This window comes from Nostoc sp. FACHB-152, assembly GCF_014697475.1.
In the GTDB taxonomy this organism is placed as follows: Bacteria; Cyanobacteriota; Cyanobacteriia; order Cyanobacteriales; family Nostocaceae; genus Nostoc_B.
Window position 1 is genome coordinate 363,570 of the sequence record NZ_JACJRV010000001.1, and the last position, 16,183, is coordinate 379,752.

Consider the following 16,183-nt stretch of genomic DNA (forward strand, 5'->3'; position numbering starts at 1 on the left):
ATAGGTGACAGGTTATAGAGTTAAAAGTTTTTTGGTTTTTAAGTTTGATTATCTGTTGATGTCATAATCACCTTGGCGGTTGTTATAGATGCAAAATTAAAGATGTCACAAATTAACCTTATAGATAAACACAAAGTTATATTAGAGGCAAATTCGTTAACTCGCCGTTTTGGGGGTTTAGTAGCAGTTAATAATGTATCTTTTACGGTTAAACAACATGAAATTTTTGGTTTAATTGGCCCTAACGGTGCTGGGAAAACAACATTATTTAACTTAATTACAGGCTTAATTCCCCCATCTAGTGGCGGATTAGTTTATCAAAACAAAGAAATTTCGCAACTGCGCCCCCATCAAATTGCAGCTTTAGGTATTGCTAGGACTTTTCAAAATATACGTTTATTTGGAGAATTATCGGCGTTAGAAAATGTCATAATTGCCCGACATTTGCATAATAAAAGTAACATGATCGCCGGAGTTTTGGGGCTACCACCTGCTTTTAGGGAAGAGTATAACAGTCAGCAAAAAGCCTTAGAATTATTAAAATTAGTTGGCTTAAGCGATCGCACCGCAGAAAAAGCCAAAAACTTCGCCTACGGGGATCAGCGTCGTTTAGAAATAGCCCGTGCTTTGGCTTTAGAACCGCAAATCTTACTCCTTGATGAACCAGCAGCCGGGATGAACCCCAGCGAGAAACAACAACTGAGTGAATTTATCCGCAATATCCGCGATCGCTTCAATTTAACAATTATTTTGATTGAGCATCACGTACCATTAGTTATGGGTTTGTGCGATCGCATTGCCGTTTTAGATTTTGGACAACTGATTGCTTTAGGTGAACCATCCGTAGTGAGAAATGATCCGGCGGTAATTGAAGCGTATTTAGGAAATGAATAGATTTATTACTAAAATCTAAAAACAGAAACAATTATACTTAATGGATAATAAGGAATAGGAAAAATTTTTGAATTAACAAATAAGTAGAACGACTGGGAAAACCGCCGATGAACTCTGATGAACGCCGATATGAAGATAAACAAGGTTTTAAAATTTTAGAATTAGAAAACCTTGATGTTAATTATGGCGGTATCCAAGCCCTAAAAAATATTAATTTAACTATTAATCAAGGTGAAGTAGTCACTTTAATTGGTGCCAATGGTGCTGGTAAAACTACTACGCTTAGAGCAATATCAAAAATAGTTAATCCTAAGAATGGTAATATTATTTACAGTGGACATAATATTACCCGCCGCCAGCCTCACGAAGTTGTTCAGCTAGGTATTGCTCATTCTCCTGAAGGACGCAGAGTATTAGCAAAGCAAACAGTTTTTGATAACCTAATGTTGGGTGCTTATATTCGTTCTAATCAAGCAGAAATCAAAGCAGATATTCAACGCCAATTTGAAATATTTCCGCGTTTGTCACAAAGGCGTAATCAACTAGCAGGAACTCTCAGTGGTGGTGAACAACAAATGTTAGCGATCGCTCGTGCATTAATGAGTAGGCCAAAGCTGTTATTGTTAGATGAGCCAAGCTTAGGTTTAGCACCCGCAATTGTTAGAGAAATCTTCTCAATTATTGAAAATCTCCGCGCTACAGGCGTGACTATTTTATTAGTTGAACAAAACGCTAACCTAGCTCTCCAAATAGCTGATAGAGGCTATGTACTAGAAGCTGGTTCTATCACTTTAACAGGTGCAGCATCAGAATTAATTAGTGATGAGCGCGTGAAAAAAGCTTATTTAGGATAATTATATTTAGGGGCTAGATAAAGGCTAGAGGCTAGGGACTAGATCAGAAAATTTTTAGTGTTTGGTTGTGAGATTTTCTCGTAATTAGCTAAGTTGAAAAATTACTGAGTCAAAAATTTTATTTTCTAATATTCCCTAGGGATTATTAGAAAACTCTGTGATCCCCCCAACCCCCCTTAAAAAGTAGGGCTAAGAAACTCTTAAAGTCCACGGCAGATGCTTCAAGTCGCGGAACCCGCCCAACGCACTCCCTCCCCTTTTTAAGGGGGATTTAGGGGGATCTAAAAAGTTAGGAGGCAAAATGAAGAGTTTGAAAACACGCCCTAACCTCTAACCCCTAACTTCTTTGAGATTGATTACAAAACATTACAAAATATGTCATATATTTAGTTTGCACCCATCTTTTAAAATACCTATCCATCCATAGGTGTGAACTCAACTTGCCTTAAATAAACCCATGAGTCAAATAGTCTGGATCGCAAGACACGCCAACCGCCTCGATTTTGTTAACCCTGATTGGTTCCTTACCGCCAAACGACGCTACGATCCGCCACTGTCTGATGATGGTTTCGTGCAGGCAAAACAATTAGCCCAACGCTTGAAAACAGAGAAAATTGCCCATATTTTCGCTTCTCCCTTTCTGCGAACTGTACAAACAGCGAATGCAGTGGCAGAAATGCTAGATTTGCCGATTAATTTAGAAACAGGCTTGAGTGAATGGCTAAACCCTGCCTGGATGACAGAAGAACCAGAAAGGCTTTCAGTTTCAGCCTTAAAAGAGTTATTTCCTAGAATAGATACCAGCTACACACCTCGCATTGCTGCGAAATATCCTGAAACTCACGAACAAGTGCGATCGCGTTCAGGACAAACGGCCAGATGTTTAGCAACAGAATTTTTTCCTGAGAATATTTTATTAGTCGCTCATGGTGCTTCTGTTTTAGGAGCAGCAATGGGGTTAGTGGGTGAAGTTGCTAAAACCGAAGTGAAGGCTTCTTTATGTTCCTTAGTCAAGGTTGTGCTTCAAGGCCCCGAATGGTTGCTAGAACTAAAGGGAGACACTTCTCATTTAACTGAGATAGAAGAAGTAATTAGATTTGCCTAAATTCTTCAACATGGCAGAAGACTGGAAACACAAAGCATAAGAAAATTCACTATTAATCAAGTCTCATTGTCAACTCCATCCTTTAATTAGGAATAGAACAACAGCAACTAAATTACTATTATGACTTTATTACTAGCAGGAGATATCGGCGGCACAAAAACCATTTTGCGATTGGTGGAAAAATCAGAAGAATCACCAGCGTTACAGAATATTTATGAAGAAAGTTACCGCAGCAGTGATTTTCCAGATTTAGTACCGATAGTGCAGCAGTTTTTGCACAAAGCTAATACACCAACTCCGCAAAAAGCCTGTTTTGCGATCGCCGGGCCAATAGTCAACAACACTGCTAAACTCACAAACTTAGCATGGTTTCTCGATACCGGACGTTTAGCCCAAGAATTAGGCATTGCGTCTATTTCTTTAATTAACGACTTTGCTGCGGTTGGCTATGGCATTTTCGGTTTGGGTAAAGATGATGTACTGACTCTACAATCTGGCAAATACATACCTGAAGCCCCTATTGCCGTTATTGGTGCTGGAACTGGTTTAGGCCAAGGTTTCTTAATCAAGCAGGGAAACCACTATCAAGTTTTTCCTACCGAAGGTGGACACACCGACTTTGCCCCCCGCACCGAGTTAGAGTTTCAATTGATGAAATACTTGCTGGATAAACATGATATTCAGCGTGTTTCTGTAGAACGAGTCGTTTCAGGAATGGGGATTGTTTCTATTTATCAATTTTTGCGCGATCGCAAACACGCCGTCGAATCACCCGAAATCGCCAAAATCGTCAGAACTTGGGAACAAGAAGCCGGACAGCAAGAAAAAAGCGTCGATCCCGGTGCAGCGATTGGTAAAGCCGCAGTACAAAAAAGCGATCGCCTCTGTGAACAAACTCTACAACTGTTTGTCGATGCTTATGGTGCAGAAGCCGGAAATCTTGCCCTAAAACTTCTGCCTTATGGTGGCTTATACATTGCTGGCGGAATTGCGCCTAAAATCTTGCCATTGATTCAAAACGGTAACTTCTTGTTGAACTTCAGCCAAAAAGGTAGAATGCGTTCCATTCTCGAAGAAATACCTGTATATATTATTCTCAACCCCCAAGTAGGATTAATAGGTGCCGCTTTGTGTGCTGCTAGGTTATAACACTAGCATCATCAGTGATATCTGCATCGGCAGAGCAAAATCTATGACATTTAAAAGATTGTTCCCATTAATTGCCGCCGCATTTGTCTGCGGTGGTTCTTTCGTTGTGGAAGCGAGTCAGCCTAAGCCACCAGTCACCCAAAAGAAAGTAACTCTAACTCAACCAGTCCAACCAAAATGGCAGCTATTCCGTGCGCCGGATGGACGTTTCACCGTTTTGATGCCTGGGGTACCTAACCAGAAAACCCAAACTCAAAAAACCCAAATAGGAGAAATTGACTTAGAAATATTTGCAGCTGAACCACCAAAGCAAGAAGTTGCCTATTTAGTTGTTTACAATGATTTTCCCCATAGTTATGGCAAAATGACCAATCCCCAAACTATTTTGGATCAAGCCCAGTATATGGCTTTAAAAACTACGAAAAGCAGTTTAATTCGTCAGCGTAATATTCGTAGTTCCAATGGTCATCCAGGTAAAGAAATTGAGTATGTTAATGGTAGAGGCAAAATTATCAGAAGTAGGATGTATGTTGCGGAAGGGAGACTTTATCAAGTCATGGTAGTTACTACTAAAAAGCAACAAAAATTCTTAGATAGAACTATTACGGGATATTTAAATTCTTTCCAAGTAGTTTTGAAAAAATAAGATAATTGACCTGCCTTGGATAAAAATCCAAGGCATTCCATATAAAGTTACTAGTAAAGATGAATAATCAAATAAACCTAGATGACTATAAGCAACAAATAGTTAATACTTACAATGATAGAAGTCATAAATATGATGAAAGTGAATGGCATAGAAAAATAGCCTATTGTCTTGTGGAGTATGCACAAATTAGTGATAGGCAACAAGTGCTAGACATTGCCACTGGGACGGGTCATGTTGCCTTAAAAGTAGCTCAAATAGTTGGAGATGGTCACGTTGTTGCTGTAGATATTTCTCCAGCAATGCTTGACCAAGCTAGGCGCAAAGCAGAAAAATTAAGTCTGAGCAATCTTGAATTTAAGTTAGCCGATGCTGAAGCCCTCAATTTTTCTAACAACAGTTTTGACTGTATTTTGTGTGCTAATGCTTTTCCTTTAATGACAGATAGGTTGGCTGCATTACGGCTTTGGCATAAATTGCTTAAACCAAATGGATTAATTGCTATCCATGTACCCGGAGATAGAGCATTTACAGTAGGTATTGTTTTACAAAATGTATTAGAAAAATATGATGTAAAATTTTCAGCTAACGAGTCAATAGGTACTGTTGAAAAGTGTGCTGATTTACTTACAAACGCTGGCTTTGTAGCAATTAAAATTTCAACCCAGCAGTATGGTAACTATATTACTTTGGAGCAAGCAAAGCAAAGATGGACTATCAATTCCAGCCTGACATTCCCTAACCCGTTATCGCAGCTATCGCCACAACAATTAGCAAAAGCCCAGGCGGAATATGATACCCAATTAGAAGCATTAGCCACAGAACAAGGTATTTGGAATGATGGGACTAGCCTTTTTGCGATCGCCCGCAAACCAGCCTAAAACCACAGATAATTGACCTGTGGTTCAACATCCCAAAACCTGATTGGTAAGAGTGCGATCGCTCTTATAGCAACAGCCAACACAATATTACACATTACAGGACTTTTAACCCTGTCACCTGTCACCTGTCCCCTATCACCTATCACCTATCACCTACCTAAACCTTTGCTTCCAAAGACTTCAGCAATTCAGTATTTACACCCGATTCACGAGTGAGGGAAATTTTGCCAGTCCGGGCTATTTCCTTAATACCAAATTTTTGTAGCACCTGCACAATCGCTACCATCTTCCCTGGATCTCCCACCACTTCCAAAGTGAGGGAATCTTCAGCCACATCTACGACTCGCGCCCGGAAAATTTGAGCCAATTCAATCACTTCTGAGCGGTTGATGCTAGTAGCATTCACCTTCACAAGCATCAATTCCCGCTCTACACAGGGAGTTTCAGTAATATCCTGTACTTTCAGGACATTGATCAACTTGTATAGTTGCTTGGTGATTTGCTCGATTATGCGATCGTCACCAGCCACCACCATCGTAATGCGCGAAATTCCTCCCTGCTCGGCTTGACCCACAGCAAGGCTTTCGATGTTATAGCCCCGACGGGCAAACAAACTAGAAATGCGGGACAGAACACCCGCCTCATCTTCTACCAAAACAGAAAGGGTATGTTTCATCTTTGCCAACACAGGCTCAGGCAGCTATTACTAACGCAAGCATTAGCTAATCGCCACCTTACACGTACTGTTAAACTAAATTTTTGCATGAATAACTCAGATTTCCTATTCTAAACTTATAGCGGCACTCATTCCACTAGCTAAAGAAAAGTTTTGGATAAATCATACTGAAAGCAGAATCCATCTTGAGAGCAAATCTTTTCCTTGACAGATGAAGATTAGGGCTAAAAACCTATATTCTCAGAATGTTATAGAACTTTCATAGGAGAGCAGCATATATGAGTTGGTTAAAAAGATTGTTTGGTTTAGAAAAACCTCAAAATGCCCAAGTAAATCCGGAACCGCAGGCAGTACCACAAGGTGTTTCGGCTGCACCTACAGCTACTCAGTCTATTCCACCAGAAAGAATTGGGTTAAATGGCGAATATGACCAAAGTGGTTTAGCCAAGCGTGTAGCATTAGCTTTTGATCAAAATCAGGAGCTTGATGACGTAGATACTCTCTGGGTTGCTCAAACAGGTGGGACTGTAGTCCTAAAAGGCAAAGTTCCTAGCCAAGACATTCTCAACAAAATGGTTTCTGTAGCTCGTTCAGTGAATGGTGCTACCGGCGTAGATACAAATCAAGTTCAGATTGGCTAAGTTTTCTAGATAGGAAAATGAGGGGTTAATTACCCATGAAAGTTAATCCTAATTTTATGTCTGGGATGGCTGGCGATCGCCAAGACATCGGTTAATCCAATCTAAAATGGCTTGGTTAACCTGTTCTGGGCATTCATCATGGGGACAATGCCCCACATTATCTAGGTTTAGTAGTTCTAATTTCTCGTTGTATTGAGCAAACTGACTAGCCAGGGCTGGGGGAACAAATCGGTCTTTTTGTCCCCAAATTAACAGCATCGGAATTGTTAATGTTGGCAATACAGCTTTGACATTAGGACTAAAATTAACCCCAATCGCAGCTTTAAATAAGGCACTAAATGCCCTTGCTGAACCCCTATCTTGGGGAGGCCCAGCCAAAATTTCTATCAATTCATCGGTGATGGCTTCGGGGTTAGCATATGCCAAACTTGCCCAGCGACGTACAAAGTTAGGTTGGCGTACAAAGTGAAATACTGGTTTCAATATCCACGGTGAAGCCACAATATTTTTGATGGCTGTGACAACGGGGCGTAAAACAGGAGGTATCGCTTCTTGCTCTAATGATGGGTCAGGTAAACTCATCATCACAATTCCCTGCACCATATCAGGATGCGCCGCCGCCGCCGCTAAGGAAATCAATGAACCATTAGAATTTCCTATCAATACAGCAGGTTGACGAATAAATGTCCGCCAGAACTCGTACACCTGCTCTACCCATAAATCTATGCTGTAATTTGCTGGAGCTTTTTCAGAAGCACCAAAGCCCAACATATCTAAGGCATAGACCGTGTGGTGTTGTGCCAAATCCTCTAAATTATGCCGCCAGTGACCAATAGAAGCACCAAATCCATGTAGTAAAATTAAGGGCGTTGTCTTGTCGTCACTTTGGCTAGGTCTGATATAGGTATAACGAGTTTGCCAGCCCCGCCAAACCCAATCTCTTTGATTACCGACTCGTTGCTGCCAGTGTATTGCAGTTGTCAAACTTGCCTCCCATGTATCAGCACTGTACTAATACCCATCATAAAAGCTGAACATAGAGAAGAGGCAGGGGGCCGAATTTGGTAGGGTCTGTTATTGATGTCCTAACGCACCGCGAATCTCGGATGATGCGTTGCGCTAGGCGACAACACACCCTACTACTACATACTTTTGGTTATAGTATAAATGTATAGAATGTCACCTTTACCGAAGAATTGAAATTTGCTCAAAACTTGATATCCTGGGAACATCCATAGCCTTTAAGCTGTCATTAACTAGTAAAATAATTGTTACAATAGTTAATGCTTCTCTAGATTATTTGATTTTAGTTAACTATTGCAGAGAAATTATCTCAGAATGAGTAGAATGACAAATACAGCCATTGGTAACTAGGCTATAGATTAGTTACTCTATAATCAGAGTCTCATTTTTAAGTCCTCAGTTATTTAAGTATTGTGCTTCTGAGGCATACCAACCAAAACCTAAACCTTATTCTAAAAAGAGAGCTCCCACAAATCATAATGCCAGTGATTGAGAAAAAAAGAACTCGCGATCTGCCCCAAATTAACGAAAGAATCCGCTTTCCGAAAATTCGAGTCATTGATACTGATGGCTCCCAACTCGGAATTATCACTCCTCAAGAAGCACTGCAACTAGCAGAAGAAAAGGAGCTAGATTTAGTGCTGCTGAGTGATAAGGCTGACCCGCCAGTTTGCCGAATCATGGACTACGGTAAATACAAGTTTGAACAAGAGAAAAAGGCGCGGGAAGCCCGGAAAAAGCAACACACGGCTGATGTCAAAGAAGTCAAGATGCGCTACAAGATAGAAGAACACGACTATAACGTGCGTGTTAAACAAGCAGAACGCTTCTTGAAAGACGGTGATAAAGTCAAAGCCACTGTGATGTTTCGGGGTCGAGAAATTCAACACAGTGACTTAGCAGAAACATTGCTCAAGCGCATGGCTACAGATTTGGAGCCTTTTGGGGAAGTGCAGCAAGCACCCAAAAAAGAGGGAAGAAATATGATGATGCTGATTTCTCCCAAAAAGTAATGTTTTAGCTTTTTAAACACAACGCATATTGACTGCTAGCAATAGCATAACGACCGAAGAGTCGGAGAAGTTTATCTAAAATTGATAGTCCTGAGTGCTGAGAGGGAAACATAATACTCAGTTGCTCAGGACTCTTGCTTTTTTAGAGTTGGATAAGGGAGGAAGAGTAGAAAAGGAGGCTAAGAAAAAGGAAAGGAGACAAGAAAAAATTTCTTCTCCTGCTTCCCCAGCCTTCTCAGCCTCCCCTGCTCCCATTGCTCCTTCATCCCTCATCTTTGAGCAGCCTGTTGCGGGGTGATATCAGAAAGTTAAACGGCATGGAACTGAAACGTCACTCGTTGGGTGTCAATAAAGGTGTTCTCTCACGGCTACTACAGTGGGTAAATCTTCGACCAGAAGAAGGCGAACGGACTCTGATCATGTTTGCCTTTTACACAACTGTATCTATCGGGTTGCGATGGGCAGAGGATAGTACAGTCGCACTGTTTTTAGATGAATATGGTGCTGGGCCGTTGCCTTGGATGTACATTGCCAGTGCAGCAATGGGTGCAGGATTGGTGTTTGTCTATTCTTGGCTGCAAAGGATATTTCCTTTGCGCTGGGTGGTAGTAGCGATCGCACCTTGTATGATCGTGCCTTTAATGTTCTTGGTAATATTGCGTGATGGATTACACATTTCCTACCTGACAGTGATTTTGGTGTTTGTCCTGCGGCTATGGGTAGATGGACTTTATGTAGTTAACGACCTAAACACCTCAATCGTAGCTAACCAAATATTCAACATCCGCGAGATTAAACGCACATACCCATTAGTTAGCAGTGGCTTGCTAGTAGCAGATGTAATTAGCGGCTTTAGCTTGCCGTGGCTCTTACAATTCGTCAAACTTGAGCAAGTTATTATCCTGTCCTGTGGATTGATTATTTTAGGCTCAGGAATTTTAGCTTATTTAAGCAATCAGTACAGAGCTGCTTTTCCTGAAGCACCACAACGAGAAGTTCCCCATGAACAGGCTTCTCGATATCGGCGCATTCAAGCACCACTACGTCGCTATACTTGGCAGTTATTTGCTTTTGTTGGTCTTTTACAAGTAATTGGGCTGTTAGTAGATTTTCAATATCTGCGAGAATTGAAATCTAATTTAGGCGATCGCGATCTCGCTAGTTTCTTGGGTCTATTTGGCGGGATCGTGGGTCTATGTGAGTTGGCAACTCAATGGTTTGTCTCCAGCCGACTCATCGAGCGCAGAGGTGTATTTTTTACAGCCATGCTGCTACCCATTAGTGTGGGTTTTGTTGTACCATCTGCGATCGCCTTATTAAATTTATTTCCCGCTTTGCACTCCTATGGCATTTTTTGGGGATTGGTAAGTTTAAAATTTTGTGATGAACTGCTGCGCTATACCTTTGTTGTGAGTAGCGGCCCAGTGCTATATCAACCCATTCCAGAACGACTACGCAGCCGGATGCAAGCGTTATCTGGCGGTACAGCCGAAGCGATCGCCACTGGAGGCACTGGGATAATAATTTTGGGAACTTTGTTTGTTTGCCGCCGAATTTTGCCTCCAGGGCTACAAGAATGGGTATTTGTTTTTGAAACAGTATTGGCTGCGGCTATCTGTTTAGCGGTGATTTTTGTGCTGCGATCGCGTTATGTTGAGTTATTGGTTTTGAGCGCAGAACGAGGAGAACTGAGTGCATCCAATGTGGGCTTGCGTGCCTTTAAGCAAGGGGTAGTTAAAGCTCTAACTGAAAAAGGTAATGCTACAGATAAACACTCCTGTATTGAATTATTAGCTCAAATTGATCTCCAAGGCGCAGCGCAAGTTTTAGCACCACTACTATTTAAGTTATCGCCCCAGTTACAGCGTCAAAGTTTAGAAGTCATGTTCATGGGTGGGGCAAATCCTGCATATATCCCAGAAGTACGACTGTTAATCCAACAGCCCCAAGAAAAAATTGATCCCGAAGTATTAGCATTAGCATTGCGTTATGTTTGGCTGGCTGAGGAAAATCCCAATTTAAGCCAACTAGAAGAATACCTACAAGCACGACACCATTCTCTCATCCGCGCTACTGCCGCCGCCCTCATCTTACGTCAGGGAACACCGATGCAAAAGGTTGCAGCTACCAAAACTATGCAAAGGATGCTCACCCATAAGCAAGAACGAGAACGGATTAATGGAGTCAAAGCCCTCAGAGAAACTGTTTATCTGCAAGCACTGCGGATTCACATCCCGAATTTGTTGCAGGATGAATCGTTACGGGTGCGCTGCGCTGTCTTGGAAATGATTGCAGCTACTCGTTTAGAAGATTACTATTCGGCATTAATAGCGGCACTTTACTATAAATCAACCCGCAGTACGGCGATGCGTAGCCTGATCAAACTAGAGAATGAAGCTATAGATATGCTGTTACAACTGGCTACTAATACTTATAAACCCGAAGTAGTACGGATGTATGCGTGGCGGACTATTGCTCAAATTCCTACTTTAGAAGCGATCGAGGCTTTATGGTTACATTTAGAAAAATCTTGGGGTGCTACCAGATATCAAATTTTGCGTAGCTTATTGAAAGTACAAACACAACCAGAAGCCGACAATAGAGTAGACCGTTTCCAACAGACTAGGGTAGAAGGTTTAATTGAGCAAGAATTGAAGTTTTTAGGCGAAATTTATGCGGCTTATCTTGACTTGCAAACACCACAAACTCTAAATAACCATCCATTACCAGAGAGAGCGGTAGTTGTTTGCGATTTGCTACAACGGTCATTGTTAGAACTAGAAATGGATGGTAGAGAGAGGTTATTGCTGCTGTTGAAACTGCTGTATTCTCCAGAAAAGATGCAAGCTGCGGCGTTTAATTTGCGATCGCCTTCTGGGGTGAACATAGCCAGGGGATTAGAAATTTTAGAACATACTATAACTCTGTCCATAAAACCCCTATTGTTGAATATTTTAGACAAGCGATCGCACCAAGAAAAGCTCCATTATTTGGTAGAAGCTGGTTTAGTGGAATATCAACCACTGCCAATTAGGGAACGATTAAAGAAAATGCTCAGTTTAGAGAATTTTCTCTCTGATTGGTGCTTGGCCTGCTGCTTCCATTTAGCGCAAGCTAGCCACATCCGCCTAACGAGTCACGAAATTTTAGTAGCTTTACGTCACCCGACTGGCTTTGTGCGCGAAGCTGCGATCGCATATTTAAGTGCAGTTTCACAGCGTGTTCTGCGAGAAATCTTACCTAAGTTACAAAAAGATTCACACCCACTGGTAGCGACTCAAGTTAAGGAATTAATGGAAAAATTTCGTAGGAAACAGGCAGTAGGCAATAGGAAATAGGTAATAGGCAATAGGTTTGAAGCCGCTTAGTATCTATCTATTTCTGGTAAATTATCGAAGCGTTTCATGAAGCGGCGATCAATCCAATCTTTCCAGCACCACAATAAAGGGTGAGGTGGTAAAGTGAATGCTCCTTTAGTGGCGATCGCTCTTTTGTCACCTGTACCAATTAAACTTAAATATTGTTGCTGTGGTTGATAAGGTTTGAGTGGTTTGCCTAATAAAATTCGTTGCAAATTTTCAAATAAAGGCTTACCTTGACGCACTGCAAACACTCCAGCTTTCGGACGCGGATGATTTATCATTGTGGCAACGTCTCCAGCTGCAAATACCTGCGGGTGAGTTTGAGATTGTAATGTATCTTTTACCAAAATAAACCCTTTTTCATCAGTACCTAAGCCTGTGGTTTTTAACCAGTCTGGTGCTGATGCTTGTGTTACCCAAAAAACTTTTTGACACTCTACTGTTAATCCAGATTCACATTTAACTTCAAATAATTCTTCAGCAACTTGAGCAATTTTAGATACAGATTCCCCTAAATGCAGCTGAATATCTCGACTGCTCAAAATTTGTTTTAACTGTCGCCGCACTGAAGCATGATGTTGCGGTAAAAGTTCTTTTTGGCGGTGAAATAAATGAATTTGGATATTTTGGATAGGTTGTTGATTTGCCAACAAAATCTGCTGCAAATGTGTTTGCATTGATAACGCTAATTCCACCCCGCCAGCACCGCCACCGACAATCGCTAGCCTAATTTTTTGTTGAGGATTAGCTGCTAAACTTTGGAGTAATTCATCCCAATGTTCTAATAATTTTGCTACTGGTTTAGCTGGAATTGCATACTCTGTGGCTCCAGATACAGATATTGTCGATGGAGTACTGCCAATATCAATAGACAGCACATCAAAATCTACAGCAGGACAGTTAGCACAAATCACTTTGTGATTGTTTAAATCTAGACCAATCACTTTGTCTATATATAGTTGTGCATGAGCAAAATTCGCCAATTTACGCAAGTCAATATGGCACTCATCATGACTATACAACCCAGCAATGTGTCCTGGTAACATTCCAGAATAGGGTGTATCTGATGCTGGGGTAATTAAGGTTAAATGCACATCAGGTAATTGTTTTATGCCGAACATTCTCAGCACTATGGCATGACTATGACCACCACCAACTAATACTAAGTGTTTAATTTTTGGCTGGTAATTTCGCTGCATTTCTCAATTGATTGACGGCTGCTGTATCTTCTGAGGATAATTTAATAGTATTAATTAATTTCGATTTTATTATTCAACTAGTGATTATACAGGTATACATAAATATTATTTTTTAATGATTTTTCTTATTTACTAAACTTAATTCCACACAAAACCATAAGAATCAAAAGATACACTACTATACATTTAGTAATATTTTATGATGGCAATTTTCCAATAATCATTAGATTTACTAATGACGAAAATTAAGGAATGCATAGACAATAACCTATATCAATCATGCTCATCTGTAAATGTTAACCCATCTGTTAAATGCTTATAATATAGCAAAGAAGCATTCAAATGATAAAATTATCTTTAAAAAGATTTTTCCAGGGATAGGTTACATATCAGATAAAAAACAACGTCTAGAATTGACAAAAAGATTAAGTATTGCCAGTGCATATCTAGAACATCAAATAATAGATGAAAGAGTGATTGGAATTTATAAGTTAGAGCAAATTATTCAAGAATATCCTCAATATCAGCAAGAAGTCGTTAAACTTCTCACTGCTTTTGTGCGTCAGAATGCTCCTCATATAGCTCAAAAAGAGGTGAAGAGTATGCCATCATCCAAAATTGATCCTGATATTCAAGCTGTTCTCAGTATGATCAGGAAACTAGATACCCAAAAATGCTTGGAAAACGAACAAATTGATTTAAGTTATACCGATTTGCAAGGCGCAAATCTCAGTGCAGCCAACCTGGCTGCATCAAACCTTTATCAAGTTAATTTATCTGGTGCCAACCTCTCTGGTGCCAACCTTTCAGGTGCAATTTTGAGTGCAGCTAACCTCGTTGGTGCAAACCTCTCTGGTGCTAACCTCTCTGGTGCAATTTTAAGTGCAGCTAACTTGTCTGAGGCTAATCTGTCAAAGGCAAATCTGATCAGAGCGAATTTATATCTGGCCAATTTGCAGCAAGCTAATCTACAGGAAGCCAACTTTGAGCAAGCCAATCTCCGAGAGGCGAAATTTTCCGGATAATAGTATATAAACTCTGTATAGATAAATATTTTGCAAATAAATTAAGAGTACCTAAAGGGTTTAGTCAAAATATCATTACAAAAACAAGTTCAAGAAGACAATAGCATCAATAAAAATCTAGGAATACATATTCAAATTTTTGGCGAAATGGTATACTCATCCAAATCTCTAAGTAATAATTCTATGTTGTGAGGAATATTACTGCTATGTCTGCAAATAAGACAGACAAAATATTGCGTTGGTTGATAGCTACGACAGTTATATTTACTCTGGCGTTAAATCTAATTGTTTTTGCTGCCTCTAATAAAAAGGAATTATCAATTCCGCAACAAATGCAATATAGAAGCCAAGCATTAACAAGCACTGCCATTATGTTTTTAGGATTGGCAGTCATGATTAATGCTTATTATGCAGGCAAGCGCGCGGCAGCAATGCATAAAAGTGCGATCGCTGCCGAAAAAAACGTAGAATTGAGTATCCAGAATGCCCAAATCTCTCAAGACAGGTTGATTGCCGAACGCTTTATGGCTGCAATTACTCAACTTGGTCATAAGAGGATTGAAACTCGGATAGGTGCAATTTATGTTTTAGAACGCATTGCCCAAGATTTTCCGAAAGAACATTGGACAATTATGGAAATCTTGGCTGCTTTTGTGCGTGAGAATACTGGTATTTCTCAAGAAAACATAGTTACAGAAGATGCAGCACCAGTATATTGGGGCAAGCAAACACGTAAGGTATTAAGCACAAAGCAGCCAGAACCTCATCCCCATGAAGAAGCACCGAAAATTCGCCGGGATGTACAAGCGGCACTGACAGTCATTGGTAGGCGTAATTCTTTATTAGAGTTAGAAAACCAAAAACTAGATTTGCGTAACACAGATATTAGGCAAGCAGATTTACTAGGAGCCAATTTAGAAAGAGCCGACTTACGCGGTGCAGATCTTTCCGGTGCAGATTTGCGCGGTTCTCACTTGTCTGGTGCTAACCTTCATGGCGCTAAACTGGCTCGGTCGATGCTTTATGAAACCAATTTGCTCAAAGCCAACCTCCGGGGAGCCAACTTACAAGGTGCAAACTTAAATCGCGCCAATCTTTGTGGCGCCAACTTACGTGCAGCCGACTTACAACAGGCAAGTTTACGTGCAGCCAACTTGCAAGGAGCGAATCTTTATAAAGCCAACTTGCAACAGGCGACTTTGAAAGTTGCTAACCTCTCCGGTGCAAAATTGTTTCTGGCTAACTTACAAGGAGCAAAATTAGGTAAAGCCAATTTAAGTCTTTCAGGATTAATTGGTGCTAACCTGCAAGGGGCAAACCTCAATGGTGCTAACCTCCAAAGAGCAAATTTAAATGCTGCCAAACTCCAACAAGCAGAAGTTTTCTTTGCCAACCTGACTGAGGCTAGTTTGACGGAAGCTGACTTACATCAAGCTAACCTCATGGGAGCTAATTTAAATCGGGCAATTCTTTATGCGGCTAACCTGTCTGGTGCTAACCTAATCGGCGCAAATTTATTTGGGGCAAACCTTTGCGATGTCAAGTTAGAAGGTGCCATCTTGACGGGGGTGAAAAACTTAGACTCTCAACAGATTGGCATGGCAGTAGGCGATCGCACAACTCGTCTACCGGATGATGTTGAAGCCCCAACCCACTGGCGACAGTCTGGTTAAGTTAGGGGTTAGAGGTTAGAGGCTAGTGGTCTAACAAACCAA

The 16,183-nt window shown here is 40.8% G+C and carries 15 protein-coding genes; 11 read left to right on the forward strand and 4 right to left on the reverse strand.

Annotated features, from left to right (window positions below; translation table 11 throughout):
- Nucleotides 1-102 precede the first annotated feature (102 nt).
- The 6 genes from H6G76_RS01425 to H6G76_RS01450 all read left to right on the forward strand — a co-directional run bounded on the left by H6G76_RS01425 (nt 103) and on the right by H6G76_RS01450 (nt 5,529).
- Nucleotides 103-894, forward strand: coding sequence for an ABC transporter ATP-binding protein (locus H6G76_RS01425; protein ID WP_190694513.1), 792 nt, complete (start codon nt 103-105; stop codon nt 892-894).
- A gap of 107 nt (nt 895-1,001) precedes the next feature.
- Nucleotides 1,002-1,748, forward strand: coding sequence for an ABC transporter ATP-binding protein (locus H6G76_RS01430; RefSeq protein WP_190694515.1), 747 nt, complete (start codon nt 1,002-1,004; stop codon nt 1,746-1,748).
- Nucleotides 1,749-2,205: 457 nt separating this feature from the next.
- The gene (locus H6G76_RS01435) at nt 2,206-2,853 is read left to right on the forward strand and encodes a histidine phosphatase family protein (RefSeq protein WP_190694517.1); all 648 of its coding nucleotides are present in this window, start codon (nt 2,206-2,208) and stop codon (nt 2,851-2,853) included.
- A 120-nt stretch (nt 2,854-2,973) separates the two neighbouring features.
- A complete protein-coding gene (locus H6G76_RS01440; protein ID WP_190694519.1) occupies nt 2,974-4,002 on the forward strand; it encodes a glucokinase in 1,029 nt (342 codons plus the stop codon).
- A gap of 43 nt (nt 4,003-4,045) precedes the next feature.
- A complete protein-coding gene (locus H6G76_RS01445) occupies nt 4,046-4,648 on the forward strand; it encodes a hypothetical protein (protein WP_190694521.1) in 603 nt (200 codons plus the stop codon).
- 59 nt (nt 4,649-4,707) lie between these two features.
- Nucleotides 4,708-5,529, forward strand: a complete 822-nt coding sequence (locus tag H6G76_RS01450; RefSeq protein ID WP_190694522.1) for a methyltransferase domain-containing protein — start codon at nt 4,708-4,710, stop codon at nt 5,527-5,529.
- On the opposite strand, the gene H6G76_RS01455 is transcribed toward H6G76_RS01450, so the two are convergent.
- Complete coding sequence (locus H6G76_RS01455; protein WP_190694524.1) at nt 5,526-5,675, reverse strand: hypothetical protein; 150 nt, start codon at nt 5,673-5,675, stop codon at nt 5,526-5,528. The genes H6G76_RS01450 and H6G76_RS01455 overlap by 4 nt on opposite strands.
- 11 nt (nt 5,676-5,686) lie before the next feature.
- The gene (ilvN, locus tag H6G76_RS01460) at nt 5,687-6,205 is read right to left on the reverse strand and encodes an acetolactate synthase small subunit (RefSeq protein WP_190694530.1); all 519 of its coding nucleotides are present in this window, start codon (nt 6,203-6,205) and stop codon (nt 5,687-5,689) included.
- A 278-nt stretch (nt 6,206-6,483) separates the two neighbouring features.
- Between ilvN and H6G76_RS01465 the strand changes: the two genes are divergently transcribed.
- Nucleotides 6,484-6,846: a BON domain-containing protein gene (locus H6G76_RS01465; protein WP_190694532.1), complete on the forward strand. Its 363-nt coding sequence runs from the start codon at nt 6,484-6,486 to the stop codon at nt 6,844-6,846.
- Between the two features lie 54 nt (nt 6,847-6,900).
- Here H6G76_RS01465 and H6G76_RS01470 read toward each other — a convergent pair whose 3' ends face one another.
- Nucleotides 6,901-7,830: an alpha/beta fold hydrolase gene (locus H6G76_RS01470; protein ID WP_190694534.1), complete on the reverse strand. Its 930-nt coding sequence runs from the start codon at nt 7,828-7,830 to the stop codon at nt 6,901-6,903.
- Between the two features lie 518 nt (nt 7,831-8,348).
- Here H6G76_RS01470 and infC point away from each other — a divergent pair.
- A complete protein-coding gene (infC, locus tag H6G76_RS01475; RefSeq protein WP_190692985.1) occupies nt 8,349-8,882 on the forward strand; it encodes a translation initiation factor IF-3 in 534 nt (177 codons plus the stop codon).
- Between the two features lie 317 nt (nt 8,883-9,199).
- Nucleotides 9,200-12,220 carry an MFS transporter gene (locus H6G76_RS01480; protein WP_190694536.1) on the forward strand — a complete coding sequence of 1,007 codons (3,021 nt, stop codon included), beginning with the start codon at nt 9,200-9,202 and terminating at the stop codon, nt 12,218-12,220.
- A gap of 26 nt (nt 12,221-12,246) precedes the next feature.
- On the opposite strand, the gene H6G76_RS01485 is transcribed toward H6G76_RS01480, so the two are convergent.
- The gene (locus H6G76_RS01485) at nt 12,247-13,443 is read right to left on the reverse strand and encodes an FAD-dependent oxidoreductase (RefSeq protein ID WP_190694537.1); all 1,197 of its coding nucleotides are present in this window, start codon (nt 13,441-13,443) and stop codon (nt 12,247-12,249) included.
- Nucleotides 13,444-13,856: 413 nt separating this feature from the next.
- On the opposite strand from H6G76_RS01485, the gene H6G76_RS01490 reads away from it, so the two are divergent.
- The gene (locus tag H6G76_RS01490) at nt 13,857-14,468 is read left to right on the forward strand and encodes a pentapeptide repeat-containing protein (RefSeq protein WP_242056285.1); all 612 of its coding nucleotides are present in this window, start codon (nt 13,857-13,859) and stop codon (nt 14,466-14,468) included.
- Between the two features lie 206 nt (nt 14,469-14,674).
- Nucleotides 14,675-16,141, forward strand: a complete 1,467-nt coding sequence (locus tag H6G76_RS01495; RefSeq protein WP_190694541.1) for a pentapeptide repeat-containing protein — start codon at nt 14,675-14,677, stop codon at nt 16,139-16,141.
- The last annotated feature ends 42 nt before the right edge of the window (nt 16,142-16,183 follow it).

Coding starts and splice junctions, on each gene's coding strand:
- H6G76_RS01425 (WP_190694513.1), top strand. CDS start 103: ATGTCACAAATTAACCTTATAGATAAACACAAAGTTATATTAGAGGCA.
- H6G76_RS01430 (WP_190694515.1), top strand. CDS start 1,002: ATGAACTCTGATGAACGCCGATATGAAGATAAACAAGGTTTTAAAATT.
- H6G76_RS01435 (WP_190694517.1), top strand. CDS start 2,206: ATGAGTCAAATAGTCTGGATCGCAAGACACGCCAACCGCCTCGATTTT.
- H6G76_RS01440 (WP_190694519.1), top strand. CDS start 2,974: ATGACTTTATTACTAGCAGGAGATATCGGCGGCACAAAAACCATTTTG.
- H6G76_RS01445 (WP_190694521.1), top strand. CDS start 4,046: ATGACATTTAAAAGATTGTTCCCATTAATTGCCGCCGCATTTGTCTGC.
- H6G76_RS01450 (WP_190694522.1), top strand. CDS start 4,708: ATGAATAATCAAATAAACCTAGATGACTATAAGCAACAAATAGTTAAT.
- ilvN (WP_190694530.1), bottom strand. CDS start 6,205: ATGAAACATACCCTTTCTGTTTTGGTAGAAGATGAGGCGGGTGTTCTG.
- H6G76_RS01465 (WP_190694532.1), top strand. CDS start 6,484: ATGAGTTGGTTAAAAAGATTGTTTGGTTTAGAAAAACCTCAAAATGCC.
- infC (WP_190692985.1), top strand. CDS start 8,349: ATGCCAGTGATTGAGAAAAAAAGAACTCGCGATCTGCCCCAAATTAAC.
- H6G76_RS01480 (WP_190694536.1), top strand. CDS start 9,200: ATGGAACTGAAACGTCACTCGTTGGGTGTCAATAAAGGTGTTCTCTCA.
- H6G76_RS01485 (WP_190694537.1), bottom strand. CDS start 13,443: ATGCAGCGAAATTACCAGCCAAAAATTAAACACTTAGTATTAGTTGGT.
- H6G76_RS01495 (WP_190694541.1), top strand. CDS start 14,675: ATGTCTGCAAATAAGACAGACAAAATATTGCGTTGGTTGATAGCTACG.